General features: G+C 34.3%; 24 protein-coding genes. 6 read left to right on the forward strand and 18 right to left on the reverse strand.

Annotation, left to right across the window (positions count from 1 at the left end):
- The 4 genes from lpdA to QNH24_RS25855 are packed head-to-tail and all read right to left on the reverse strand — an operon-like array spanning position 1 to position 4,683.
- Positions 1 to 1,380: a dihydrolipoyl dehydrogenase gene (gene lpdA / locus QNH24_RS25840; protein ID WP_283870150.1), complete on the reverse strand. Its 1,380-nt coding sequence runs from the start codon at positions 1,378 to 1,380 to the stop codon at positions 1 to 3.
- A gap of 14 nt (positions 1,381 to 1,394) precedes the next feature.
- Positions 1,395 to 2,681 (reverse strand): dihydrolipoamide acetyltransferase family protein, encoded by a 1,287-nt coding sequence (locus QNH24_RS25845; RefSeq protein WP_283870151.1) that lies wholly within the window; start codon positions 2,679 to 2,681, stop codon positions 1,395 to 1,397.
- A 12-nt stretch (positions 2,682 to 2,693) separates the two neighbouring features.
- Positions 2,694 to 3,674, reverse strand: coding sequence for an alpha-ketoacid dehydrogenase subunit beta (locus QNH24_RS25850; RefSeq protein ID WP_283870152.1), 981 nt, complete (start codon positions 3,672 to 3,674; stop codon positions 2,694 to 2,696).
- Between the two features lie 19 nt (positions 3,675 to 3,693).
- Positions 3,694 to 4,683: a thiamine pyrophosphate-dependent dehydrogenase E1 component subunit alpha gene (locus tag QNH24_RS25855; protein ID WP_430674605.1), complete on the reverse strand. Its 990-nt coding sequence runs from the start codon at positions 4,681 to 4,683 to the stop codon at positions 3,694 to 3,696.
- A 167-nt stretch (positions 4,684 to 4,850) separates the two neighbouring features.
- Here QNH24_RS25855 and QNH24_RS25860 point away from each other — a divergent pair, with 167 nt between their 5' ends.
- Entirely contained in the window at positions 4,851 to 6,512 is a 1,662-nt protein-coding gene (locus tag QNH24_RS25860) for a sigma-54 interaction domain-containing protein (protein ID WP_283870153.1), read from the forward strand.
- A gap of 122 nt (positions 6,513 to 6,634) precedes the next feature.
- Here the strand turns inward: QNH24_RS25860 and QNH24_RS25865 are convergent, their stop codons facing one another.
- The 6 genes from QNH24_RS25865 to QNH24_RS25890 form a co-directional block, all read right to left on the reverse strand.
- Positions 6,635 to 7,927: a TRAP transporter large permease gene (locus QNH24_RS25865; RefSeq protein WP_283870154.1), complete on the reverse strand. Its 1,293-nt coding sequence runs from the start codon at positions 7,925 to 7,927 to the stop codon at positions 6,635 to 6,637.
- Positions 7,927 to 8,409, reverse strand: coding sequence for a TRAP transporter small permease (locus tag QNH24_RS25870; RefSeq protein ID WP_283870155.1), 483 nt, complete (start codon positions 8,407 to 8,409; stop codon positions 7,927 to 7,929). Before QNH24_RS25870 ends, QNH24_RS25865 begins: the two co-directional genes overlap by 1 nt.
- An 81-nt stretch (positions 8,410 to 8,490) precedes the next feature.
- Positions 8,491 to 9,540 (reverse strand): TRAP transporter substrate-binding protein, encoded by a 1,050-nt coding sequence (locus tag QNH24_RS25875; RefSeq protein WP_283870156.1) that lies wholly within the window; start codon positions 9,538 to 9,540, stop codon positions 8,491 to 8,493.
- 69 nt (positions 9,541 to 9,609) lie between these two features.
- On the reverse strand, positions 9,610 to 10,368 hold the full coding sequence (locus QNH24_RS25880; protein WP_283870157.1) for an SDR family NAD(P)-dependent oxidoreductase: 759 nt from the start codon (positions 10,366 to 10,368) through the stop codon (positions 9,610 to 9,612).
- A gap of 44 nt (positions 10,369 to 10,412) precedes the next feature.
- A complete protein-coding gene (locus QNH24_RS25885) occupies positions 10,413 to 11,165 on the reverse strand; it encodes an SDR family NAD(P)-dependent oxidoreductase (protein WP_283870158.1) in 753 nt (250 codons plus the stop codon).
- Between the two features lie 30 nt (positions 11,166 to 11,195).
- On the reverse strand, positions 11,196 to 11,654 hold the full coding sequence (locus QNH24_RS25890; RefSeq protein WP_283870159.1) for a VOC family protein: 459 nt from the start codon (positions 11,652 to 11,654) through the stop codon (positions 11,196 to 11,198).
- 321 nt (positions 11,655 to 11,975) lie between these two features.
- Here QNH24_RS25890 and QNH24_RS25895 point away from each other — a divergent pair, with 321 nt between their 5' ends.
- Entirely contained in the window at positions 11,976 to 12,635 is a 660-nt protein-coding gene (locus QNH24_RS25895) for a hypothetical protein (protein ID WP_283870160.1), read from the forward strand.
- Entirely contained in the window at positions 12,632 to 12,913 is a 282-nt protein-coding gene (locus QNH24_RS25900; protein WP_283870161.1) for a hypothetical protein, read from the forward strand. The genes QNH24_RS25895 and QNH24_RS25900 overlap by 4 nt, the downstream gene beginning before the upstream one ends.
- Before the next feature lie 59 nt (positions 12,914 to 12,972).
- Here the strand turns inward: QNH24_RS25900 and QNH24_RS25905 are convergent, their stop codons facing one another.
- Positions 12,973 to 14,049: an ankyrin repeat domain-containing protein gene (locus QNH24_RS25905; RefSeq protein ID WP_283870162.1), complete on the reverse strand. Its 1,077-nt coding sequence runs from the start codon at positions 14,047 to 14,049 to the stop codon at positions 12,973 to 12,975.
- Between the two features lie 377 nt (positions 14,050 to 14,426).
- Positions 14,427 to 15,908 carry a malate:quinone oxidoreductase gene (locus QNH24_RS25910; protein WP_283870163.1) on the reverse strand — a complete coding sequence of 494 codons (1,482 nt, stop codon included), beginning with the start codon at positions 15,906 to 15,908 and terminating at the stop codon, positions 14,427 to 14,429.
- Between the two features lie 744 nt (positions 15,909 to 16,652).
- Here QNH24_RS25910 and QNH24_RS25915 point away from each other — a divergent pair.
- Complete coding sequence (locus QNH24_RS25915; protein ID WP_283870164.1) at positions 16,653 to 17,144, forward strand: hypothetical protein; 492 nt, start codon at positions 16,653 to 16,655, stop codon at positions 17,142 to 17,144.
- Positions 17,145 to 17,228: 84 nt separating this feature from the next.
- Here the strand turns inward: QNH24_RS25915 and QNH24_RS25920 are convergent, their stop codons facing one another.
- The 3 genes from QNH24_RS25920 to QNH24_RS25930 all read right to left on the reverse strand — a co-directional run bounded on the left by QNH24_RS25920 (position 17,229) and on the right by QNH24_RS25930 (position 18,764).
- A complete protein-coding gene (locus QNH24_RS25920) occupies positions 17,229 to 17,507 on the reverse strand; it encodes a hypothetical protein (protein WP_283870165.1) in 279 nt (92 codons plus the stop codon).
- A gap of 110 nt (positions 17,508 to 17,617) precedes the next feature.
- Entirely contained in the window at positions 17,618 to 18,283 is a 666-nt protein-coding gene (locus QNH24_RS25925; RefSeq protein ID WP_283870166.1) for a zf-HC2 domain-containing protein, read from the reverse strand.
- Entirely contained in the window at positions 18,270 to 18,764 is a 495-nt protein-coding gene (locus QNH24_RS25930) for an RNA polymerase sigma factor (protein WP_283870167.1), read from the reverse strand. The genes QNH24_RS25925 and QNH24_RS25930 overlap by 14 nt, the downstream gene beginning before the upstream one ends.
- A gap of 179 nt (positions 18,765 to 18,943) precedes the next feature.
- Here QNH24_RS25930 and QNH24_RS25935 point away from each other — a divergent pair, with 179 nt between their 5' ends.
- Positions 18,944 to 19,498 (forward strand): sigma-70 family RNA polymerase sigma factor, encoded by a 555-nt coding sequence (locus QNH24_RS25935; protein WP_283870168.1) that lies wholly within the window; start codon positions 18,944 to 18,946, stop codon positions 19,496 to 19,498.
- Complete coding sequence (locus QNH24_RS25940) at positions 19,491 to 21,062, forward strand: hypothetical protein (protein WP_283870169.1); 1,572 nt, start codon at positions 19,491 to 19,493, stop codon at positions 21,060 to 21,062. The genes QNH24_RS25935 and QNH24_RS25940 overlap by 8 nt, the downstream gene beginning before the upstream one ends.
- A gap of 84 nt (positions 21,063 to 21,146) precedes the next feature.
- Here QNH24_RS25940 and QNH24_RS25945 read toward each other — a convergent pair whose 3' ends face one another.
- The 3 genes from QNH24_RS25945 to QNH24_RS25955 all read right to left on the reverse strand — a co-directional run bounded on the left by QNH24_RS25945 (position 21,147) and on the right by QNH24_RS25955 (position 24,961).
- Positions 21,147 to 21,338, reverse strand: coding sequence for a hypothetical protein (locus QNH24_RS25945; RefSeq protein WP_054771610.1), 192 nt, complete (start codon positions 21,336 to 21,338; stop codon positions 21,147 to 21,149).
- A 355-nt stretch (positions 21,339 to 21,693) separates the two neighbouring features.
- Complete coding sequence (locus tag QNH24_RS25950; protein WP_283870170.1) at positions 21,694 to 23,562, reverse strand: leucine-rich repeat domain-containing protein; 1,869 nt, start codon at positions 23,560 to 23,562, stop codon at positions 21,694 to 21,696.
- 139 nt (positions 23,563 to 23,701) lie between these two features.
- Entirely contained in the window at positions 23,702 to 24,961 is a 1,260-nt protein-coding gene (locus QNH24_RS25955) for a vWA domain-containing protein (protein WP_283870171.1), read from the reverse strand.
- Positions 24,962 to 25,320 lie beyond the last annotated feature (359 nt).

Below are 25,320 nucleotides of genomic sequence, written 5' to 3' on the forward strand. Positions count from 1 at the left end.
TTAATGAACCCCTTTACCAATACTTAAATTAGCTACTTCCATAAATATTTCAGACAGAGAAGGGTGTGGTTGAATCATTTCAGCCATTTCATACACGGTACCTTCCAGACTCATATACGCCGATCCTTGTCCAATTAATTCTGTTACATACGGACCTACCATACACATACCATAAATTTCACCGTATTTAGAATCTGTAAATACTTTGACAAAGCCATCTTTTTTTCCTAAAGTCTGAGCTTTTCCATTTCCAAAAAGATTATATTTAGTAACTGTGTAATCAACACCCTTACTTTTCAAGTCATTTTCTGATTGGCCAATACTTGCAATTTGTAAATTTGTATAAATGCATCTAGGCACGATAGAATAATCCATTTTCTTTTGATTGCCTAAAATATTCTCAATAACAGTTAACCCTTCTGCACTTGCAACGTGAGCAAGCTGGTATCCACCTATTACATCTCCGACAGCATAAATAGTTGAAATATTTGTTTGTAAATAGTCATTAACTTTAATAAATGCTCCATTATATACTAGATCTATGTGCTTGGTCGCAGAATCGTTAGGTGTCCGCCCTACTGCGATAAGTAGCTCTTCTGAAGAAATGAAAACTTTCTCGCCCGATTTCTTCTCAACCACTAGCATCTTACATCCATTTTCTTCACTTACACTTGTCACAAGGTGGTCTGTTAAAATATTAATTCCTTTGTCGTGAAGCTTTTTGTGTAAAGCTTTTGAGGCTTCCTCATCCTCCATAGCAATAATTCTGTTGCTATATTCAATAATAGTCACTTTCGATCCTAAACTGCTAAATACATCTGCTAGCTCTACGCCTATTACCCCACCACCAACAATCGTCATAGATTTCGGTAATGTTTTAAGATCAAAAATTGTATCTGTTGTATGATATTGCACATTCTCTAAGCCATCTACTTTCGGAATAAGTGGACGGCTTCCTGTTGCAATAATAATATTTTTTGTTGAAAGAGTAGTCTTTTCATTATTTGAAATGACTTCAACCTCTTGAGAATTTTTTATTAATCCTAATCCATTAAATACTTCTATTTTTCTAGCTTTTAATAAAGATTGAATACCCATTCTTAAATTATTGAGAACGGAATTTTTGTAGGAAACCATACCCTCCATCGAAAATTCAACATCTTTTACTAAAATCCCACGTTGCTTTCCTTGCTCAATTTCCTCTAGTATTTCTGCATTTTTTAGATAGGTTTTTGATGGGATACAGCCTTGATTCAGGCAAGTTCCACCAAGCTGCTCGACCTCTATAAGCGCAACCCTTAGTCCTTCACTAGCTCCCCTCAACGCAGCAACATATCCGCCAGGGCCTCCGCCAATTATGATTACATCAAATGTTGTCATATCCTCACCTCAACTTAAACAAGCATTCTAAATGGATTTTCTAGATTTTCTTTCAGGTCAGTCATAAACTGAGCAGCCGGTGCTCCGTCAATTACTCGATGATCAAACGATAATGATAATTGCATCATTGAATTTATAACTACCTCGCCATTTTTTACAACTGGCTTTTCCACAATTCTTCCTACACCTAAAATCGCTGACTGTGGCTGATTAATAATCGGTGTAAATGAATCAACAGCATACATACCTAAATTACTAATCGTAAAAGTACCATTTTCAAAATACTCTGGACTTAATTTTCCATTCTTTATGTTTGCAACTATTTCCTTACTTCTTTTTACAATCTCCGCTAAGCCTATTTGATCTGTATTTTCAATTACTGGTACTACTAAACCTTCATCTAGGGAAACAGCAAATCCAATATTGACCTCTTCATAAAAATAAATTTCGTTATTCTGTAATGAAATATTTAATGCTTTGTTTTTAGATAATGTATGTGCAACTGCTTTAACAATTAAATCGTTATAGGATAATCGATATCCTGTTTCTTTCTCAATGACAGGTAGTAATTGTTTACGCAGAATTACACATTCCGTCATATTGATCTCTGTTGTCAATGTAACATGTGGTGCAGTGTAATAGCTTTCGCTCATTCGCTCTGCAATGACTTTTCTCATGCCTTTTAACGGTACTTTTTTCAGCTGTGAAGATTCTCTCTCTTGTGCTGATGTTGTCTTAGTAACAGCAGACAAGACATCCTTTTTCGTTATTTTACCGTGCTGTCCTGAGCCAATTAACTCTTTATCATCTATCTTTAGATCCTGAACCATCTTTTGTGCCAATGGTGTGATTTTAGAAGTATCTTGTTGTAAGTAATTTTCAACATCCTGTTTTTGTACGCGACTATTCGGACCTGTTCCAGATACAAGGGAAAGGTCAACCCCATTGTCTTTTGCAAGCTTGTTGGCAGCAGGTGTTTTTCGCACTTTTTCTTGCTCATTGATTTCTTCCAATTTATTATCTTTAGATTCTGAGAAGTTTTCAGTTTGCTCTATTGCCTCATTTTCTTCACCCATATAGGCAATAACTTCATGTACTTTTACTGTGCTACCTGCATCATATAATTTTTTTAATAGATGTCCTGAAGATTCTGCTTCTACTTCTAGAACAATTTTATCTGTTTGAATTTCAGCAATGGGATCGCCTTCCTCGATAAATTCACCATCATTTACTAGCCAACTAACAATGATGCCCTCCTCCATCGTTGCTCCTAATTTGGGCATTACCACTTCTCTTGCCATTTTAGTTCACCTCTATTTGTTCATTAATTCTAAACATTTTTGATAAATATCTGATACTTGAGGGATTGCAGCCTTTTCAAGTTTTGGGTTGTATGGTATTGGTGCCTCTACTCCACCTAATCGTAAAATCGGTGCATCTAAGTAATCAAAGGCATCACTCTCTGCGATTAAACTAACAATTTCTGTACCAAATCCGCCTCTTTTCACTGCCTCATAAACGACTAGTACTCTTCCAGTTTTCTTTACAGATTCCAAAATCGCTTTTTCATCTAACGGAACAAGTGTCCGTGGGTCAATTACCTCCACATCAATTCCCTCTTGCTCTAGCTTTTGTGCAGCTTCTACCGCATGATTTACCATCATACCTGTAGCAATAATAGTAATGTCCTTCCCCTCTCGTTTAATATCTGCGACTCCAAGAGGAATTTCATAAGATTCTTCAGGAACATCTCCTTTTAGGTTATAAAGCATTTTATGCTCATAGAATAGAACTGGATTGTCATCTTTTATTGCAGCTTTTAGTAACCCCTTAGCATCGTAAGCATTGGAAGGTTGTACAACTTTTAGGCCTGGTATATGTGTCATCCAGGCTTCTAAGCTCTGTGAATGTTGTGCTGCAAATCCTGCACCGGAGCCAGCTGGTAATCTAACCACCATAGGAACCTTTGCTTTCCCTCCAAACATATAGCGCATTTTCGCCGCTTGGTTTACGATATTATCCATAGCAATTACAACAAAATCCGAAAATTGAATTTCTAAAATTGGGCGCATTCCTGTCATTGCTGAACCTACCGCACAGCCACTAATTGCTGCTTCTGAAATAGGAGTAATGCGAACTCGTTCAGGACCAAATTCATCAATCATTCCACTTGTGACACCAAAAGCACCACCATATACTCCGATGTCCTCACCCATAATAAATACGTCATTATCTTCACGCATTACCTGAGTCATTGCTTCTTTAATAGCTTCTGAATAACTAATTTCTCTCATCTTGATTTCTCCTTTTCTCCTAGGCATAAATATCTGTCATTAAAGTATCTAAACTTGGATCATCACTTTTTTCAGCATATTCAACCGCTTCTTTCATCTGGTTTTGAGCTTTTTCGTTTAACTCTATGAATTCGTTTTCATTTATGACATTATTAGAAACTAGAATTTCCTTAAAAGCATCGATTGGATCCTTAGCTTTCTTCCATTCCTTCTCCTCTTCGCGCGTTCTATATTTTCGAGCATCACTTCTTGAATGTCCTTCCCATCGGTAAGTTTCCGCTTCTATTAAAGTAGGACCATTACCTTGCTTCGCACGTTCGACTGCATCTTGTGTCGCTTTAATAACCTCTAAAATGTTATTACCGTTAATCGTTTCGCTAGGAATTCCGTAGCTCGATCCTCTGACAGCAATGGACTCTATATTTGTCATTTCCTTAATAGAACCTGACATTCCATATAAATTATTTTCGCAGAAGAAAATTATAGGAAGCTTCCAAATTGAAGCAAGATTCAGGGATTCGTGGAACGCCCCTTCATTTGTTGCACCATCTCCGAAGAAGCACAGTACTACATAGCCTAATTCCTTCATTTTAGATGTTAAAGCAGCGCCGACACCAAGCGGGAGACCAGCTGCTACAATACCATTCGCACCAAGATTCCCAACTTTCATATCGGCGATATGCATTGAACCACCTTTACCCTTACAATGGCCTGTTACCTTTCCGAGTAGCTCTGCGACCATCTTATTAACATCTGTTCCTTTAGCAATACTATGTCCATGGCCACGATGTGTGCTTGTAATCTTATCTTCATTATTTAGTGGGAAACAAGCACCTACTGCTGTAGCTTCTTGACCAATACACAGATGCATAGTTCCATGAATTTTTCCTTGTTGATATAGTTGTTTCAATGTCTCTTCGAACTTTCTGATGAGAATCATGTCATACAACATTTTCTTTAAATCCTGATTGTCTAAGCCTAATTCCTGAAATAATAATTCATTTGACATATTTAGAACCTCCTAAAAATATTTACATTAATTATTAATGCAAAAAGCATGCCAACTTTTATTGATGCAAAAACCCAGTATTTTCTCATCGAACTGGAGAAAAAATGATGTATAATTGTGCCCAAGTGATGAATTATTACATCATGTCTACTTAAGGGGGAGTATGAATGTTTTATAATCAATTAAAATTACTTGGGGTTATAGAGTGGGATCAAAATAGAGATGTTCTAGTATGTAATGAAACTGCCAAGACTTATGAAAAATTTTTTGATGATATAAAAAAACAAGTTTCTAATGGTTATAAGTATTTTTGTATGTTGAATTCGAACTTGGAAATAAATGTTTTAAACAATGTTGAGGATTTTTCTAAGCTAACAATTTTTTTATTACCTCTAACAGAATCCGTTAGCTTAAATCAAGAAATTGATAAATTGGATAATTTAAAAAAAGAACTTGATGAAGTTATTAATTCATCGTTCGACGGCATTGTTATTTCTGATGCCAAAGGGAAGATTATGTATCAGAATCCTGCTTATGAAAGAATTACAGAGCTTTCAACTGAATTTTGTATAGGAAAAAACCTACAATCCTTAGTTGACAAAGGAATTATTGATGTTTCTGCATCATTGAAGGCTATCAAGGGGAATCGTGCTATTACAATAAGTCAGAAGATTAAAACAGGGAAAAGCGTTTTAGTTTCGGCCGTTCCAATCAGAAACAAGCAAGGCGAAATCATTAAAATTGTGAATAATGTTCGTGACCTAACCCAGCTAAATAATTTAGAGACAGAAATTCAACAATTAGAAATCAAAAATCAAAGAATCCATGAAGAATTACAACAATTAAAAGGGATTAGTGACCCGAAATATTCAATTATTGCACATTCTACACAAATGAAAGATGTTATTGACCGGGCTTTAAGAGTTGCACAAATTGATTCAGGTGTATTAATTCAAGGGCCGTCTGGTGTAGGTAAAGAAAAAATAGTAGATTTAATACACCGAAATAGCATTCGCAAGGACGGACCATTGATAAAAATTAATTGTGGTGCCATCCCTGAATCTCTTCTTGAATCGGAATTATTTGGATATGAATCAGGTTCTTTTACTGGTGCTACCAAAAAAGGCAAGGCTGGATTATTTGAAGCCGCTAATAATGGGACAATCTTTTTAGATGAAATTGGAGAAATGCCATTACAGCTTCAAGTAAAACTATTACGTATTCTTCAAGAGCGGGAAGTTGTGAGAATTGGCGGTACAACACCTATTCAAGTAGATGTCCGTGTAATTGCTGCAACAAACAGGAATTTATCGGATATGATTGAAGAGATGAAATTTAGAGAGGATTTATATTATCGACTTAATATTATTCCAATCAAAATTCCACCGCTTGAGCAAAGAGTAGAGGATATCATTCCCCTTATTTATCATTTTACGAATAATTTAAACATTAAATATGGATTAAACCGTTCTTTTTCATCTGAAGTGCTTGAAACGTTTGCAAACTATAAATGGCCGGGGAATGTCAGAGAGTTACAGAACATCGTAGAACGAGTTGTTTTAATGAGTCAACATTCAGAGATTACAATGGATGATCTACAAAGGGAATTAAACTTAAACAGCGATAGCAGCATTCAAGTATCAAATAGCAATGCTTTAATAACTCATCATTTACCGTTAAAGGATCAAATTGAATCGTTTGAGGAAAGTATTATTCGAGAAGCAATTAAAATTTATCCTAGTATAAGAAAAGCAGCAATTGCATTAAAAATTGATCAGTCCACACTTGTAAGAAAACTACAAAAATATAAAATAGAGAACCATTCTTAAACCTCCTGTTTTTTATTATAGTAGAAATCTGTCTTTTGTTAGATTTGAAGAGTTAAAAAAGTCGATTTGCATCACATTTTTTGTGGCAAATCGACTTTCTCATTTTTGGAGGTCAAGTATCATTATTTACTAGATAATAAGTGTGGTAAAAATAACGTTAATTGAGGCACAAATGTAATGATGCCTAGTAATATTAGTAACGCTACTAAAATAGGGGTTAAATGTTTAAAGGTTTCTTCAAAACGTATATTTGCTACTTTTGCCCCAATAAACAGATTTAATCCCAATGGTGGTGTTAATAGGCCTAACGTCAAGTTAAAGCATACGATCATCCCAAAATGTAATGGATCTACTCCTAAAGGTATAACGATTGGTAATAGTAATGGGACAAATATTAATAATGCTGCAACAGTTTCAATAAACATTCCTACAACTAATAAGAAAAGGTTAATTAACACTAAAATGATAATCGGATTTGTTGTAAAGCCTGAAATACCATTAGCTATATATTGTGGCACTTGCTCTAATGTTAAAATTTTACCGAAGAACGTTGCGGTACCAACGAAAATCATGACAGAGCCAGATGTAACGGCAGCTTTTAAAAATACATCCATTAAATCACTGAATCGTAATTCTTTATAAATGAATATACTTACGATTAAGCTATAAACAACAGCTACTACCGCTGCTTCCGTAGGCGTGACAATACCACCATAGATCCCGCCTAAAATAATAATAGGGGCTAATAATCCAAACTTTGCTTCATTTAATGATCGCCAAAAACCTATTTTTTCTTCCTCTGGTTGTTGGTCCACATAGCCTTCTTTTTTACATACAATATAGTTAATGATGATTAATATTACTGCAATTAATAAACCTGGGACAATACCAGCGATAAATAAATCACTAATTGATACCCCTGCCATGATCCCGTAGAAAATAAAGACAATACTTGGTGGTATGATAGGACCGAGGGCACCTGCACTTGCTGTTAATGCTGCAGCGTATGGTTTCTTATAACCACTGTTAATCATGTGTGGTATCATAATTCCGCCGATACTAGCAACCGTTGCTGCACCTGATCCAGAGATTGCTGCAAAAATTAAACTTGCAAGTATTGTAATTAAACCTAAGCTTCCTGTCCAGGAGCCCACCATTGATTTGAAGAAATCAATAAGTCTTCTAGAAATCCCCCCTGTACTCATTAATTCACCCGCTAAGATGAAAAATGGTACAGCTAATAATGAGAACGAATCATTCGATGTAAATGTCGCTTGAATAAGAAATGAAATAGGTATTGTTCCTTCAATTAAAACAACAGTTAACGCAGAAATAGCTAAAGCAATTGCAATTGGGATATTTATTAATAGACATAGAATAAATACAATTGTGAGAATTCCAATGGCCCCTAACATTATTTCTCACCCTCTTTTCTCTTTACAAAAACATCTAATATCTCCACTACAAAAATTCTTATAGCCATTAAAAAATACCCAATTGGAATCCCTAAATAGACTACCCCCATTGGTAAATTAAGTGCTGCTGAGGTTGCGTTTTGTTTATATAAATTAAATGCATATTGAAAGCCTAGATACGAAATATATAAACTGAACAGCATCCATACAAAACTACCTATCAAGTTCACATATGGACGAATTTTTTTGGGAATAATCATATTCAATGCTTCTACTCTAATATGTGCTTTCGTAATGACAGCATAGCTTGCACTAATAAAAACAAACCAAACAAACAAATATCTTGATAGTTCTTCTGCCCAAACAATTGAGGAGTTAAAAACATATCTTGAAACCACAGCTGCAAACATGACTAATGTCATAATTAATAGAATTGCAAAGCTAGCATAAGCTTCAATTGGTTTCTTCATAGGCTTCTCCATTGCTTGTCCCTCCCTTTGTACCCTTGTAATTCAAAATGTTTCATTACAAGGGCAATATGTTGAATTTTATTTCTCAGGAAATTATTTCAATTCCCCTAGTAATTTAATAGCTAAATCATAATTTTCCTGACCAATTGCATCCATGTTTTCTTTGGCAACATTTGATGTTGCTTCTTTAAATTTCTTTCTCTCTTCTTCAGATAATTCAACTACATCTACACCTTTATCTTTTAAGCCTTCGATGGCATCTTTTTCAGCTTTCGTTACAAGGTCTATTGCGTATTTTGTATATGAAGCTACAGATTCATCTAACGTTTTTTTCATATCTTCGCTTAAACCATCATAGAAATCCTTATTTACTAGCACACCATGTAATAATAAAATGTGATTTGTCGCTGTAAAATGGTTATTTACTTCATAAAAGCGATCTCCGTAAATTAAAGGCGTTGTTGTAGAAACACCATCGATCGTCCCTTGCTGTAACCCTGTAAACACTTCACTATAAGCCATTGGTGTTGGGTTTGCTTTCATTGACTTCAATGTACTTAAATGTAAATTCGCAGATGAGCTTCTAATCTTTAAACCTTTTAAATCTGATGGTGCCTTAACAGATGTTTTACCATTTAAAATGCTATAGTAGCCTAAATCAATGAATCCAAGCAGATACATATTTGATTTATCAGCAACTTCTTTCTTTAATAAGTCACCATATTCTCCCTCTAGGAAAGTGTAAAACTGTTCACGGCTATCAAATAAAAAAGGTACATCGAAAATATTAAAAGCATTTGCACCAATTGAATTCGCAATACCGTATGCTGATGTTGTTGACAATTGAATTGTACCGTTTTGTAATAATTCTGCTGTTGTTTCATCAGAAGTAGTTAAGGTACCACCATTATAAATTTCAACTTTTACATCACCATTGCCTTTCTCTTCAATGGTATCTTTAAAATTTTCATATCCTAAATTTAAAAAGTTATTGGCATCGACTTGGTTTGCCATTTTTATCGTAATTGCTTTACCATTCGATGCTGATTCTTTTCCACTGTTGCTTGAACACGCTGCTAAAAATATTAACGACAATGCCATTATTGAAAACATTAATTTCTTTAGTACTTTTTTATTTTTCATTGTATAAGCCTCCTACTTTTCACAAAATTAGTTCAATTGATTTGATAATTATTGTTCAATTCTACAGGTTTAAAAATTCATTTTAGATTGTCCACCATCTACATTGATGGTTGCACCAACAATCCAAGAAGCTTTTTCAGACGATAAATAAACGACTACATCTGCAATTTCTTCTGGTTTACCAAAGCGACCTGCTGGAATATCATTCTTTACAAACTCTTCAATCTTATTAGGATTCTCTCTAGTTAACCTTCCCCAAACGCCACTTTCATGATAAACGCTACCAGGCGCAATGCTATTAACCCTTATACCGTATTTAATGACTTCGTGTGCTAACGCTTTCGTGAAACTTATTAATGCTGCTTTTGCATTATTGTAGGTTGCCTTGCCTCCACTTTCCCTACCATAAATAGAAGAAATATTAATAATATTGCCACTTCCTCGTTTCTTCATATGTTTAAGGACCAATTTGCTAAGATGTACACTCGAAAAGTAATTTAATTCAAATGCTTCATAGAAATTCTCCATGGGTGTTTCTAATATACTAGAGCCATTACTTCCCCCTGCATTATTTATCAATATATCGATATGATCATGATCTAATATGTATTTTTCAATTAGACCTTCACGCTCATAATTATTCGTAATATCAGATTGATAGGTTGTTACATTTTTTAACTGCAGTTTGGCTTCATTCAAATGCTCTATAGAACGACCTACAATTGAAACGTTTGCATTTTCTTCTATAAACCTTTTTGCTATTTCCAGTCCAATACCTTTTGAACCACCAATAATCAATACATTTTTTCTAGCTAGATTCAACTCCATATTATTGCTCACTTTCTTGGGATTATCGTTTAACCACCGAACTTTTATCTTCCTAAAAACCCACCGTCTACCGGTAAGAGGATGCCATTGATATAGTTTGATTTATCTGAGCATAAAAATTGTAAAGCACCTGCTAATTCATTCGGCTCGCCAAAGCGTCCAGCAGGTATACGGCTAATTAGTGATTGATATCTTGACTCATCTTCAAGAATAAATTGATTTAATGCTGTATTATAATATCCAGGAGCAATTGCATTTACATTAATACCCTTTTTGGCCCATTCATTGGATAATGATTTTGTCAGTTGGGCAACCGCCCCTTTACTTGCAGAATAGGCAGATGCATTATAACCACCCTGTACAGCTAATACAGATGCAATATTGACTATTTTCCCAGCGCCCTTTTTCAACATTTCATGATATGCTAGTCTACTTAATTCGAATATTGCAGTAACATTAACATCAATGATTTTTTGGAAGTCCTCAATTGGTAAATCAATCGCAGGCATCGGTTTATGGATTCCGGCATTATTTACAAGAATATCTAACTCCCCACCTAATAGTTGGACTGCTACATGGAATACTTCAGGAATTTTCTCTAGGTTCGATAGATCAGCTCGTACCCCGTATACAGAAAATCCTTCGTTCTGCATATCTTTAGCAATCTTCTCTACATCATTGGAGTAATCAATAATGCAAACCTCAACACCATATTCACAAAGCCCCTTTACCATTGCTAACCCGAGACCTTGAACGCCACCTGTAAGTATTGCTTTTTTACCTTGTAAACTTTGCATAGATTCCACCCTCTACTGAATTCGCTTTCATTAATTTGTACTCTTTTCCATCAGCTCAATAATATATCCATCCGGATCATACATATAAATAGCTTTTGATCCCTTATTTGCACCTAATGTAATTTCTACAATTTTTTTAGATCTAAATTGAACTCCAGACAATTTTAGATACTCGTACATTTCTTCTATTCCTTCAACCTTTAGACAAATATGTCCCGATCCATAATCGCATGGACGAACATTGCCTGGATATCTTTCCATACCTACATACTCAAGTAACTCTATTTCATTCCCTCCTGGAATTCTAATAAATGCAATTTTGACCTCTTGTAAATTGACAAGTTCAACTATGTCTGAAATATATTCATTACTTGAAATTTGTCTCGAAATTAATTCTAAACCTAACTTATTTACATAAAAATCTAAAGAAATCTCTAAATCCTTTACTGTTATTCCACTATGGATAAAACCTGTGACTTTCCCCTTCACATTTATCCCCCCTTTCGCTTCACTTTTATATCATGCAAAAATCGTGCCAATTTTAAACCGCGATGAATAGTTAGTAAATTTAGATTAATAACACAGATGTCCCATAAAAATATTTGCAAAAAATCATCACTTGATGATTTTTAACATCATTTCATTTTAGGGCTTTCCAATTTGTATTTCCTAGAAATTTTTAAGGACTCATTTAGCGTAGATTTAGGTAAATGATTGGTTCTTGACAAAAGGGAGCTTCATATACTTTAATTAATATATATTTTAATAATTGAAATATATATTAATTAAATTAAAATGAGGTGAATATTTTTGATTCAAAAACTCCGCACTGTAACCCTTACTAATGGCAACATTAAAGACTTAGCTACAGACTGTGAGCAATTAAATATTCGGGGAGCTGTTGCTTTACATCAAGAAATACGACTGAAAAAAATCTCAGCACATGGACATAGTTCTTTTCATTCCCCTGTAACAGCACAGATTTTAAACAGTTCAGGATCATGCAGATTAAAGGATTATTGTGATATAAACGAAATTACGAGTGCTGGTAGCTTTAAGCTGAACAATGGAAAAGTAATAAAGCTAAATAGCTCTGGAAAGTTAACTATTGAACACAGTTTAGAGGCCGAATCTGTAGATGTAATTGGTATAGTGAAAGCAGCAAAAATAAATGCTAAAAGTTTCGCTTTAAAATTGTCTGGTGAAAGTGAGATTAAAGAACTACGTGCTGATGATATTCGGATAGGTAAGGATAATATTTCCATACTTCCGTTATTAAAGAAAAAGTTAAATTGTAATTGTCTAAAGGGGAAAATTGTACATCTGTCGTATACGCACGCAGAAATAGTGGATGGAGACGTTGTCAATGTAGGGAAGAATTGTAGAATCAAAATACTTTATTATACGGAAAGCTATTCAATTGCTCCAAATTCAAAAGTGCAAAAAATTATACGGAGGGAAAAAGAATGACATTTATAAAAATTATACAAAGCTTTTTTTGCTCATTAGCCCTCCTTGTATTAGTAATCCTTTACGCTGGCTTGATTTTAAGTGCATTATTATCAATAGTAGGTGGCCTCTTACGAACAATTGGTCTTGAACAAATCAGGATGAGCCTGTGGAGTGGCGTTGACCTTCCAGTCGCTTTCAGTATTCCTCTAGCCCTTGTCGTAGCTCTACTGCTTTTCTTTTGTTCAATGTATGTCAAACGCTCTATCCAATTCTGTTTATCGAAGCTTAAATTTTAAAATAAAGAAGCCCATCTTTTGTTTGATAATAAAAGATGGGCTTCTAAGAATTTATAAATCTACAGCTCTCCTTCAAGAAAATTGATCACGTATGTTCCAGGATTTACAAGAAATTCTTTAAAGCTACACAAATCAGCATATTCTTGATGCTCCACATCATAACAGCCAAGTTGCTTTTTCCTTGGATTCCATACGATTTGTAAATCGGAATAATTGTCTACATATGCAGACAAACGTAGTAGCGTTTGACGGCCAACCTTCATTTCAATGGTGTCTGTAAGTGTGAAAAAGTCGATATATCTGATGTCGTAATCATTGGTATCTAGCTCTAGTCGTAGCTCTTCTCCTGTAAGAAAGCTAATCAGTTCATCACTCAACTTATATTTCTTTACCTCATACTTTTTATTCTCTAAATCATGAAGCATGGCTGGCTCCAATGCTTTCAAATAGTCAGCCAAAATAGTATTTTTAAGGCCCACCGCAATCGTATATGGACGCTCGCCATCCTTTTCTGCTAAAGTAACGTTTGCGCCACGCTCAACCAAGTATTTCACCATTGTTAGATTCCCCATTCGTGTTGCCACAGTTAATGGGGTTGCTTGATAAGGATAAACCATATCTGGCTTATTATAATTAATGTCCACTCCTTGATCGAGTAAATATGTAACTGTCTTCATGTCATGATTCGACACAGCCTGACGTAATACTGGACCACCGTACTGTCTTATATCCAGACCTAGCTCATGAATGAGTGGAATATTTTTTTTATTACCATAGTAGGCCTGTGAATAGGCGCCGGACCCGACCTGATTAAGTATGTCAAGCTTCGCTCCATGCTTTACAATATAACGCACTACATCTTCTTTACAATAACGAACAGCTACCAAAAAGGCAGAATTATTTTTAACATTCAAATTGACACCATGCTCTACTAGCAGCCCTATCACATTCAGTCTCTGCAACCTTAGCGACAAATCTAATGGACTTAATGAGATATATTGACTTAATATAATGTCCTTTTCAATATCCCAGCCTCCTTCTATGGCAAGCAATAAAGCTGGAACATTTCCGTTGTATATATGCATTGCCATTTCTGGTAGTTCATGAAATTTACCGATATTTTTTAGATTAATCATCTATCCCATTCCTTTCTTTATGAAAAGTATAGATAACAACTTTAGCGAAAACAACAGTCCATAAGGTTTATAGATAAGCTCGCGAGTTCATGAAAGACTATAGAAATATTAGGTATTTTCCATCTATAATTAGCACCCTAAGTGTTGAATACTTCTCCGAAATAATGTTGCTCATTCAACTTTTGTATTAAATATTTGTAAATTTGTCATTATTTACAGTACATTCTAATATAATAGAAATAATTGATTATATTACAGCTTTTTTCTATAAAAAAATAGAATCCCCAATCCCTAATTAGATTGAAGATTCTATGCTATGGAAACGGTTGTCCTAATGTTGCTTAAATGCTAACATCTACCGTCTCCACATTTAGTATTTATTTTAAAGCAAGTGCTTTATTAGTTGTTTCATTAATCTCTTTCAGAAGCTCTGGATTTTGTGCTAATGACAAGCCATAAGATGGAATCATTTCTTTAATTTTTGGCTCCCATTCTTTGATATGTTGAGGGAAACATTTATTGATTACCTCAAGCATAACGTGAACAGCCGTAGAAGCACCTGGTGAAGCTCCAAGTAAAGCTGCAATTGATCCATCAGAAGCGCTTACAACTTCCGTACCAAATTGAAGCGTACCTTTTCCGCCAGCTTCTGTGTCTTTAATTACTTGTACACGTTGTCCAGCAACAATAATATCCCAATCATCGCTCTTCGCATTTGGAATGAATTCACGTAACTCATCCATGCGCTGCTCTTTTGAAAGCATAAGCTGTTGGATTAAATATTTTGTTAACCCCATCTCTTTAACGCCTGCTGCTAATAGAGTTGTGATATTATGCGGTTTTACAGAAGCAAATAAGTCCATATTTGAACCTGTTTTTAAGAACTTAGGTGAGAACCCTGCAAATGGACCAAATAATAATGATTTTTTGTTATCAATATAACGTGTATCAAGATGTGGCACTGACATTGGTGGAGCACCGACTTTTGCTTTTCCGTACACTTTTGCATGATGCTTTTCAGCTACTTCTGGATTATTACATTGTAAGAATAAACCACTAATTGGGAATCCACCAATATGTTTTCCTTCAGGAATACCTGATTTTTGTAGCAATTCTAGGCTTCCTCCACCGGCGCCAAGGAAGACAAATTTTGCTGAATGATATTCCATTTTACATCCATCTAAATCATGTACACGTACTTCCCATGTTCCATCGCTTGCTTGTTTTAAACTTTCAACACTGTGATTGTAGTTAATATCTACATCCATTGTTTTTAAGTGATCAAATAACATACGTGTTAAAGCACCAAAGTTAACGTCAGTACCAGTGTCAATTTTTGTTGCAGCAATAGCTTCGTCTGCAGTACGGTCTTGCATGATAAGAGGAATCCATTCCTTTAGTTTTTCTGGATCATCAGAAAATTCCATACCTTGGAATAAAGGATTTTTCGTCATTGTTTCATGACGTTTTTTTAGGAACTCAACATTGTCTTTTCCTTGTACTAAGCTCATATGTGGTAAAGGCATAATGAAGTCTTGTGGGTTATTGATTAGTTTATTGTTTACAAGATGAGACCAAAACTGTTTTGAAACATGGAACTGCTCATTAACGTTAATCGCTTTGCTGATATCGATTGATCCGTCTTTTTTCTCTGAAGTGTAGTTAAGCTCACATAGTGCAGCATGCCCAGTTCCCGCATTGTTTAATTCATGAGAACTTTCTTCGCCAGCTTTATCGAGCTTCTCAAACACTGTAATTTTCCAATCTGGTGCTAATTCTTTGAGCAGTGTCCCCAAAGTCGCACTCATGATTCCGGCACCAATTAAGATAACATCTGATTTAATTTGTCTGTTACTCATTTTTACCTTCCTTATATATTAAGATTTGCAGAAAGGATGTAAGCACTCCGCTTAGATGTCAAAGCAAGCCATGGAGCGACCTAGGAGCACACCTTTTCTGTATCAATTATTACCTTATTGCAGTTTATCACAATTACTTGAAGATTAAAATATCAACTATTTATATGAGATTTAACGGCATATTTCGAGCCATTTCCTTCATAATTCAAGCGAAAAATGGACAAACACATAATTAAAAGTAACCATTGAAATTCATGCTTTTTGGAATAATTGGCCTAAAAATGGTTAGCGCTTTCATATAAATGAATCAAGTTGATTATTATATCTATATAATAACATAAAAATAGGGAACCAGTCTTGTTTTTGTACTAGCTCCGCTCCACATCTAAATATAGCGAATTTTCTCAAAATTTACTAGTGTTTTTTTGTTTTATGTCTATCTTTACTTGTTAAAAAAATTAGATAAATATTGTTGTATTGATTCAGGTAATATACGGAATAATAACCCCTCGTATTTGAGATCGAGTAAACCAGCGATGACAATTATAATAATGCTACCTAATAAAATTGGTTTTTTATTATTTTTAGAAATCCGCTTCATAAGCTTTCCCCCTATTTTGATTAAAACATTCTTTTCCTATAATAAAGGACAAGCTTATATAGATAAATAGATTTTTTCGAATTGTCATCTATATAAAGATTGTTACATAAGCTAATACAATTGTTAATTCGAAAGGAATGGTTATGGTAAATTTTAAATCTTTCCGTGGAATTGTTACTCAAATAAATGATTTTCCTGTGGGACAAAATAAGGATACTGAGGGCTGCTATAAACTGTTGACTGTAGAAGATGGTGCTGGTGGCGTTGTAAATTTTGTCGTTTCTCCTTCCACTTACTTTGTTAACCAGGAAATAGTGAGACCTGGTGATTGGATTACAGGCTACTATGATGGGGACGCTCCTGTACCTATGATATACCCGCCACAATATCGAGCACTCATTATTGTAAAGGAAAGTAATTACCAAAATGTAAAAGTGGATTTTTTTGATAATCACTTATTGAGCAATGATGGCCAACTACAATTAAATCTCTCTCCATCTACGGTTATCTTGCTTAAAAATGGGCAACCTTTTTCAAGAAATCCAGCCAATCGAAACCTAATTGTCATTTATGGTGTGACAACAAGAAGTATTCCGGCTCAAACCACACCAAATGAGATAATTGTTTGGTGTTGAATGCCGAATAGGAAATGGCTTAAGTCTATTGTTCATAGAGCTTAAGCCATTTTTAATCTGTCCGCAGATGAAGGTTCAAATGCTCTACTGCTTTTTTACATTATCTTTCATGTCGTGTAACTGCTGTTTAATTTGCTCTAGGTACTCTTTATTTTGCTGGACAGTATCCAAATGCTCACCATATTGCTGTGCATTCATGTACGCATTTTCTGCATGGTCTAGTTGATCAAAAGCATGTTCAATCGCAATTTCCTCGGGGTGTGATTTTGCATGCTTTAACAAACGTTCTGCCTTTTGGACAGAGTTGCTAAATAAGGTACTTGGATGATCCTGTTTCCAGCTTGTATCTGAGTGCTTCGCCAATTTTTACCTCTCCCTTTCCTAACCATTCGATTAGTTACCTAGTCCTAGTATTTTTAAAAAGGTTAGAAAATATTCAGGAAGAAATAAAGTGAATTCTTACAATAAAATTTTTATTCTCCTTTCTTCCAAATTAAAACAGCATCTTTTAAAATATTATTCCAGGAATCCTTATTTGCTGCTATTTTTTCAACGTCATATTCCGCATAATACACAGCATCTATTTCTTCAGCTTCAGGAAATTCAAAAATAAAATCCTGCTCATTGCGTACTTTTCCATTATTAATTAGCTGTCGAGTAGGCGAATCTGCAAATGTTTTATTATAATAAATAAAGCTTATATTCTTTTTTTCGCCATCTACTTCAAGGAGCATAGGATGTGTGACGTTAACACTTGCATAGCTTTTACCATAGTAATGGGCAAATAATATTCTATCTTCGTTATTTTCAATTTTCACGATATCCTCTGAATATGGAATTACCGTCTCATAATGAACAACGTATTCAAATACACCTAATAAAATTAAAGTGGTGATGAAAGCTGAGATACATGAAATGATTATCTTTTTCTTGCGCCATTTTTTATTAATCGTTTTAAATAGAGATGCTTTATTCTCTTCAGGAATATAAATTTCATGCTTCATTTGTTGGTGCTCGTGCTGACACTTTTCACAATGCTTTAAATGCTCCTCAACCATTTCTTTTGTATCCTGACTAACTACCCCATCAATATAAAGAGGTAGAATATCTTGAATAATTGAACATTTAATCTCTTTCATGATTTATCGCCTCCATATATTCTAGTATTTGTTTTTTAGCCCTGTAAAAGGTCACCCTAGCCCATCCTGCACTTTTACCAAAAAGCCTCCCTATTTTATCAAAGGAAAGCTCCCCAAAGGTTCGTAGTGAAAAGACCTCTTTGTATGGCTCCTTCATTGAATGAAGAAATTGATGAACCGCAAATGCATCTTCTTCATTCATTAAATGCTTCACAATATGGACGCCTGTTTCTGATTCCTCACTTAAATCACAATCAATATGCCTTTTCCTCTTTTTGTAATAAGAGAAGTATGTATTTTTAGCTATGATAAAGAGCCAAGCTCGAATATCCCTGGAACCATCAAAGCTTTCAATGTTCTTTAATGCTTTAAAAAAAGTTTCCTGGGTAATTTCTTCAGCTATACTATCGTTATGACTCAATGATTTTAGATATAAATAAACGTCCTGAAAATATTTGTGATAGATTTCCTCAAACTCCATGTCTTTTCACCTCCTCACTTAAATAACTTCCGATATTTAATAATGTTACAAAAAATTTTAACTATAAAAGAAAAGGCCTGATTTGAGAATCCTGCCCCGTGCACATGAACTAATGAATAGAAAATATTTTTACAACCAAAATGTACCTACTCCGTCTAATATTTGAAAGGGTGTGGAGGATGCTTGAACAAGAAAGAAAGCCAGTAGAAATTGAAAGCAATTTAAGTAGAGAGGAGAAGCTTGAATGGTTAATGAAGGAATACGGAGATCAGGTTGCTCGTTTAGCTTTTACCTATTTGAAGCAGAAGCAATTATCAGAGGATATTGCCCAAGAGGTTTTTATAAAGTGCTACGAGAACTTAGACAGCTTTCGAAATGAATCTTCTTATAAAACATGGTTATATCGTATTACAGTGAACTTATGTAAAGATAAATTAAGAAGTTGGTCTTTTAGACATATTATACTAACAGAGTTTTTCACAAAAACAAAAGGTACTAATAAGTCGCCTGAGATGGAATTAGTTGGACTAGAGCATAAACAACTAATTGCTGAAAAGATTCTTTCCTTACCAGTGAAATATAGAGAGGTTATTATTTTATATTATTACGAAGAAATGTCATATAACCAAATATCGACTTTATTAGATTTAAGGTTACAAACGATTAAATCCAGACTGCATAGAGCTCGCCTTTTGTTAAAAAAGTCACTTGAAGGGGGCAAAATTAATGGATGACATATTTAAAAAAATTGTACAGACAATGAATGAAACTGTTTTAAAAGACATCAACTTTAATGAGAAGAATCAAGAAAACGTTCGTCAGACTTTACACAAAAGAAACAAGAAGTCGTTTCATGTAAAACGCAAACTAAATTATTTGTTACCTACCGTCATAACCCTTCTATTTTTCTTAGGAACAAGCTATTTCATTATAAACGAGTTGAAAATTCTATCAAGGGAAGAAAAAATCACAGGTTTAAATAAAAATAATGAGGCCATTCTCCAAGAGCCTAAAATCGATCCACACCTTTCAATATCACCTGAACAAAAAGAATCTTATGAAGAGATGACAAAGAAGGATGTTGTTGCAAAGCTTTTAAATACGGTGGATTATTTTCACACTGCAGCCGGGAAATTTGAGGAGTATTCACTATTTTACGATGACTCTGTTAGTACATCTATTATTGAGTATAAATTGAGTTTAAAAAATGAAATTGGTGGTTACGAGAAAGTAACAACTCTATTTGATGAAAAGGTGATGGGGTTTAAGGAAAGTATTCAAGAATATATTTATAATAATGAAAAGCTTTGGTCTAAAGAAAGTTTAAATAAAACATACCAAGTACAAGATTATCAATCGGAACCAACACGTAAAGTGGTTACTCCAGAGGAAGCGTTTAATATTAAGCTGAAAGATGTATATAAAGAAAACATCAAGTTTAGGGAACGACCACACATTACCGCTTCAGGTACATCTTTGTTCCCCTATGAAATAACCTCTATTTATTTAAGAAATATGGAGCATTGGGAGATTGAAAAACAAAATGAAGAATTGTTAGGCCATAATACTATTGTTTTATTCGGAAAAATGGATGGGCAAGTAGTAGAGAGAATGAAGATGAAAGGAACAACTGATACTTTTCGCTTTTGGGTGGACAAAGATACTGGAATCCTAATGAAATATGAAACGTATGATAAGGATGGTAAACTTACTAGTTATCTTCATCCTGAACGTTTGGATGTAAATATACCGATTGATCCGCAGACATTTGTGCCAAACTTAGATGGCTATCACCTACCTATAAATACGCGAAAAAAAGTAAATATTGACCCAAGAGAAGTAGATATAGAAGTTGTAGACTATGCAGACGCAATTAAGGAAGATACCGAGGATGTATTAGATTTACTTCGGAAGGACATACCATTCCTGTACGAATTCACGCATTCCAAGCTTTCATTATTCTCAGCTGGCTATGAAAAATATAAAGCTTATAAACAAGCATATCTTACTTATATTTTCGAAAATGAAAGTCAGGTTATCTATGTACGTGCCTATCATAAAGATTCCGTAATACGAACTTTAAGTGATTTTAATAGGGAAAAGGGAGAACAGCTTGAAAAATTTACTTTAAACGGCATTGAGTGGTCAGGTTATGAAATAACAGATCTTTTAGGCGCTCATTTTATAGGCATGAAAGGTGATTATAAATATGAGGTTGTTAGCCAGGACATTTCTCTACAAGATACTAAGGAATTATTAAAATCTTTTAAGCCTAGTAATGACCACAAAAAACAATAATAATTTTTTCCTCATCAATATGAAGAACTAAGGCCAAAACCTTAGTTCTCCATCTCAATGTTTTGAATAGTTGTCAAATGAAAATTAATGCCATGCCGTACGCTCACTTACTGGCTGTTTGATATCTGTTTTTCCTTGTGCTTCGGCAAAGTTGTTAACTTGTGCTGAAGCTGCATCGATTTCAAACTCGGAACCAAATTCCTCCTGCTGCTGACGATTTTGGTTTGCTTGTAATTTCTTCGCGTATTGCGTTGTATTGGTATGCTTTGTTTTCATATTTGACTACCATCCTTCATTGATTTTTTGAAAAGTCATGATCATTTGTTTGGCGACTTTTCATCTAAAGTTTGCACTAGCAAATGCATTTTTATTTATAAACAACGAAGTTTTAATCATCAATATATGAAAGCCTGAAATGCTTTTACATTTCAGGCTTAATAGTTCTTTATAAACATGTTACGTCCTTCTTGCTTTGGCACAATATAAAGCCCGTATCAGCTTTATGGAGAAGCTGATAAAGCGTTTCTTCTTCCTTAGTTAATGCTGCAGCTTAACGTAATTGTGATTTTTCCTTTATGGTTTCTAAAGCATATAGGAACGGATCTCATTAGCTATCACTTCCAAGAACTCCTTAATAAATCAAAATTCCCTTATCAAGAACAGACTTGTTTTGCACTTGATTTCCTAAAATGTATAGCCTTTTCAAATTAGGTAGGTTTACTAAAGACTCTATATTTGTAATAGCGTTATTTTCCAAATGAAGCATCTCAATTTGTTGCCAATTTTCCATAAAACTTATCGTTTGTAGTGAACTATCCTGCATTGTGAATGAACGAAGTGATGAAAAGCCAGCAAAATAAGGCATAATCTTATCAACTTCATGCAACCAGTCACCATTACCTATTCGGAAGGATCCATCATTCAATGTTAAATGTTCCAGTATGTTGTTGTTAAAAGGGTTATTACTATTAAATTGAAACTTACACTCATTACAATTTAACGTTTTTACATGCTGTAAATTAAATAACTCCCTCGTTTCATCGAAAAAATATGTCTCATTAAAATTTAACGTTTGTAGATTTGGTAGACGATTTAATGCACTAATACCTGTAAAATCTCCACTCTCCATCGCGGTAAGCTGTTCTAGCTGTGGGTATTTTAATAATTCTGCTCCATTAAAATACGACTCCGATCCTCTAATATAAACCGTCAAGTTTTTTAAAGCAGGGGCCTCTAACTTAGGTATGAAAGAACTTGTTAATTCTGCTTTTTTTAAATGAGGGGCTACAATCGATGATACATCGCCACTATAACCAATTATCGATAAATCGGTCAGTGAAGTCAGGCTGTTCACAATATCAAGTAATTCTAATTTATAAAGAGAAGATAAACGTAGTTTAGTCAATGACGATTTATCTCTAAGGCGTTCTAAATTCGTAATATCCATATTTTCAAGATCAAGGGATTGAAGGTTGGGCATGTTTTGTATAAAATCAAGCGTTTTTAAATTTCTTACCGATGTAAGCTTCAATTCTTGTAGTTGATTCAGTGAATAGAACGAGCTAAAATCTGTCGCCTCACTCATATCTATTGCTAACGACTCCAAACCTGTTAATGAAGCCAACCACTTTAAATCATTGGTAGAACTTAAAGACAATGATTTTAATGATAGTTGATTCAGCAGATGGAAGTCTGTAACCGTCTCATTCAAATAAGAAATCCCAAGTGATCTAAGATTGGGAAAGTTTAATAATAATGCAAGTTCATCATTACTTCGAATTTGGACAGAGAGCTCTACAACGCTAGACTTATCACTAAAATAGTCGGCAATTTTACTAAATGATTCATTAAAGCTACCTGTATAGCTTTTTAAGTTTTTCAGATGTCGGAAGCTTACTTTTTCACTCTGCGATATCTCATAATTATTCATGAACTTCAATACAGTCAGTCCTGTAAAGGCTTCAAAGTCTTTCTGTTCGATTTTTTGCGTATTTAATATCTTATCCATAATGATATAGGTAGAAATTTCAGCCTGCTTATTCGTAAAAGGATCATCAAAGCTGTAATCAAAATGCCACTGATAATCAGTATAGTAGGTAGTTAAATAGCGGATACGAGCCAATTCTTCTTTAGTCGGCATCGCTTCACCTTTATTAAAAATATCTTTTAAAAAGAACAAAAGAACTTCGCTTTCTGGCATTGATCGAACAGGTATTTTATCATGGTTACCATATTCTGTTTGATTATTATTCAAAAGAAAATACCCTAAGAATGCACAAATAATTACGATTGGTACAATTAGAAGCGCTTTTAAATTGGGACGTGTGTTTGATTTTGGAGGAGGTGTTCCATAATAATTATTGATCGTCTGGTCAACATAATAGACATTATTCTCCTTCAACATTAATTCAGTTTCACAAAAAGGACATTTGAATGGCTGCCCTTCTTTATATTCAATTTTCCCATTACAATTTGGACAATTTAATTTAATAAGTCCCATTGGCTCCCCCCTAGTCAACCTTTTTTGTATAGCCAATAAAATGTCCTCAGCCTAATATATTTATGCTCAATTTTCATTCCACAAATATGTTTTGGTCAAACTATAGTCTAGCCTTGCTAATTACTCAATTTCCTCCGCTTCAATGTAAAATTCCCTTTTCCCTTGCTTCCTTCAGCCATATTGGGAACTCATTTAGGAGACGGTTATATAATTCTTCATCTGATATTTTATCTAAATCATCTAAAGCAAAAAAATCAGCATTATCAATAAATCGTCCCGGTAAATTATCTAATTTTTCAAGAACTCCATAATTCGCATTTCCTAGCCCAACAAATTGCCAGAAAAGATTTTGTTTAGAGGCATCCACTAATATTTTTGCAATCTCTTTATCTTTATAAATTCCACCATCACTGAAAAATATTATATATGCTGGTATGTCTTTTCTAGGTTCATTTTTAACGTAGTGATGGATAATATCCTTCATAACAGGTGGCTCATTATTTCCTATACCTAGACCACCGAACGTTTTGGGTATAGGATACGTTTGTTGAATATAATCCTCAAAATCTCTTTCTGTTACACTTCTCGTTTTCATAAATTTAGACCCAAAGAACCAAACATCTAATTCGCCATTATCGTCCATGCAAGCAGCAACAGCCAGCACACGTTCAAAAGCACGTTGAATGGTACCATTTCGATAGAGCTGTGTCATAGAGCCTGATGCATCAAAAACAACTGCTACACGCGATTTCTCAAGTGCAATTTTCTTTTTTTTCAATGAAATTGAAACTTTTCTTTTCAGTAAATCAATTTTTGTTAAATTAACTTCTTGAACAGGTTCACTGTGAGGAACAGATGAAGCTTCAGTTACTTCAGGTACGTCAGGCTCTTCAACCTCCACACCGTACGACTCAGCTAATGGCTTTAACCCGCCATTAAATCCTCTGCCAATCGCTCGAAATTTAAATTTTGATTGGTGTCGATATACTTCTGCAAGAACTAATGCTTTTTCTTCAGTAGCATCATCGATTTGATAACAAACTTCCCCATGCGTTCCCTTTACTGTGATACTTAACCCTTGAACTGAATCAAATGTTGAGTTTCCTTCTAATGTCGCTGTAAAAAAACAATGCTGTATAGTCGTTGAAAGCTTCTCTAGCTGAATAGTAAAAACCACCTTATTCTTATCATTCGCTTTCAACCAAACACTTCGCTCTGGATCTGTTTCTTGGTTATAAAAAATCATGTAATCATCTGATGGAACTTTACCATTAGCAGCTACCAAAAAAGAACTAACATCTAATACAGATGTAGAGTTCCATTGCACTTCCACTGTGATAATACCACTCTCTGAAAGAACCGTATTACCACCTTTTTGTAAAGAAACAATGTTAGTCATATCAAAACCCCTTTATACAATTAGATAGAACAGAAAATACATAGAATTTTTATTTTTTCCTGTATTTTTCCGTATAGTTAATGACTTTAGAATAGATGAATTTAGCACAGAAATATATTTATATTCAAGAAAATTATAACATTTAAAATAGAAAATGTTCGAGTGCTAATTCACCTACATAAATCTGCCCCAAACGAACAAAAGCCATCTACCCGAAAAATGGATAGATGACCGTTCTCTTGTACAAAAGAGCACTTTTTTAATGTTAGATTCACCGCAATATATCTAAGTGAATTACATCTAAAAAACTACAATACTTCCTTATTCAAATTTTCCAACAAGGGTGTTATACATACACC

The organism is Lysinibacillus pakistanensis, assembly GCF_030123245.1.
GTDB classification, from domain to species: domain Bacteria; phylum Bacillota; class Bacilli; order Bacillales_A; family Planococcaceae; genus Lysinibacillus; species Lysinibacillus pakistanensis.

What these genes read in the sequence shown, in the direction of transcription:
- QNH24_RS25935 (WP_283870168.1), top strand. Translation starts at nt 18,944, where the DNA reads ATGCTTGAACAAGAAAGAAAGCCAGTAGAAATTGAAAGCAATTTAAGT.
- QNH24_RS25875 (WP_283870156.1), bottom strand. Translation starts at nt 9,540, where the DNA reads ATGAAAAATAAAAAAGTACTAAAGAAATTAATGTTTTCAATAATGGCA.
- QNH24_RS25880 (WP_283870157.1), bottom strand. Translation starts at nt 10,368, where the DNA reads ATGGAGTTGAATCTAGCTAGAAAAAATGTATTGATTATTGGTGGTTCA.
- QNH24_RS25860 (WP_283870153.1), top strand. Translation starts at nt 4,851, where the DNA reads ATGTTTTATAATCAATTAAAATTACTTGGGGTTATAGAGTGGGATCAA.
- QNH24_RS25915 (WP_283870164.1), top strand. Translation starts at nt 16,653, where the DNA reads ATGGTAAATTTTAAATCTTTCCGTGGAATTGTTACTCAAATAAATGAT.
- QNH24_RS25910 (WP_283870163.1), bottom strand. Translation starts at nt 15,908, where the DNA reads ATGAGTAACAGACAAATTAAATCAGATGTTATCTTAATTGGTGCCGGA.
- QNH24_RS25865 (WP_283870154.1), bottom strand. Translation starts at nt 7,927, where the DNA reads ATGTTAGGGGCCATTGGAATTCTCACAATTGTATTTATTCTATGTCTA.
- QNH24_RS25900 (WP_283870161.1), top strand. Translation starts at nt 12,632, where the DNA reads ATGACATTTATAAAAATTATACAAAGCTTTTTTTGCTCATTAGCCCTC.
- QNH24_RS25905 (WP_283870162.1), bottom strand. Translation starts at nt 14,049, where the DNA reads ATGATTAATCTAAAAAATATCGGTAAATTTCATGAACTACCAGAAATG.
- QNH24_RS25925 (WP_283870166.1), bottom strand. Translation starts at nt 18,283, where the DNA reads ATGAAAGAGATTAAATGTTCAATTATTCAAGATATTCTACCTCTTTAT.
- QNH24_RS25930 (WP_283870167.1), bottom strand. Translation starts at nt 18,764, where the DNA reads ATGGAGTTTGAGGAAATCTATCACAAATATTTTCAGGACGTTTATTTA.
- QNH24_RS25845 (WP_283870151.1), bottom strand. Translation starts at nt 2,681, where the DNA reads ATGGCAAGAGAAGTGGTAATGCCCAAATTAGGAGCAACGATGGAGGAG.
- QNH24_RS25945 (WP_054771610.1), bottom strand. Translation starts at nt 21,338, where the DNA reads ATGAAAACAAAGCATACCAATACAACGCAATACGCGAAGAAATTACAA.
- QNH24_RS25850 (WP_283870152.1), bottom strand. Translation starts at nt 3,674, where the DNA reads ATGAGAGAAATTAGTTATTCAGAAGCTATTAAAGAAGCAATGACTCAG.
- lpdA (WP_283870150.1), bottom strand. Translation starts at nt 1,380, where the DNA reads ATGACAACATTTGATGTAATCATAATTGGCGGAGGCCCTGGCGGATAT.
- QNH24_RS25940 (WP_283870169.1), top strand. Translation starts at nt 19,491, where the DNA reads ATGGATGACATATTTAAAAAAATTGTACAGACAATGAATGAAACTGTT.
- QNH24_RS25870 (WP_283870155.1), bottom strand. Translation starts at nt 8,409, where the DNA reads ATGGAGAAGCCTATGAAGAAACCAATTGAAGCTTATGCTAGCTTTGCA.
- QNH24_RS25950 (WP_283870170.1), bottom strand. Translation starts at nt 23,562, where the DNA reads ATGGGACTTATTAAATTAAATTGTCCAAATTGTAATGGGAAAATTGAA.
- QNH24_RS25855 (WP_430674605.1), bottom strand. Translation starts at nt 4,683, where the DNA reads ATGTCAAATGAATTATTATTTCAGGAATTAGGCTTAGACAATCAGGAT.
- QNH24_RS25885 (WP_283870158.1), bottom strand. Translation starts at nt 11,165, where the DNA reads ATGCAAAGTTTACAAGGTAAAAAAGCAATACTTACAGGTGGCGTTCAA.
- QNH24_RS25955 (WP_283870171.1), bottom strand. Translation starts at nt 24,961, where the DNA reads ATGACTAACATTGTTTCTTTACAAAAAGGTGGTAATACGGTTCTTTCA.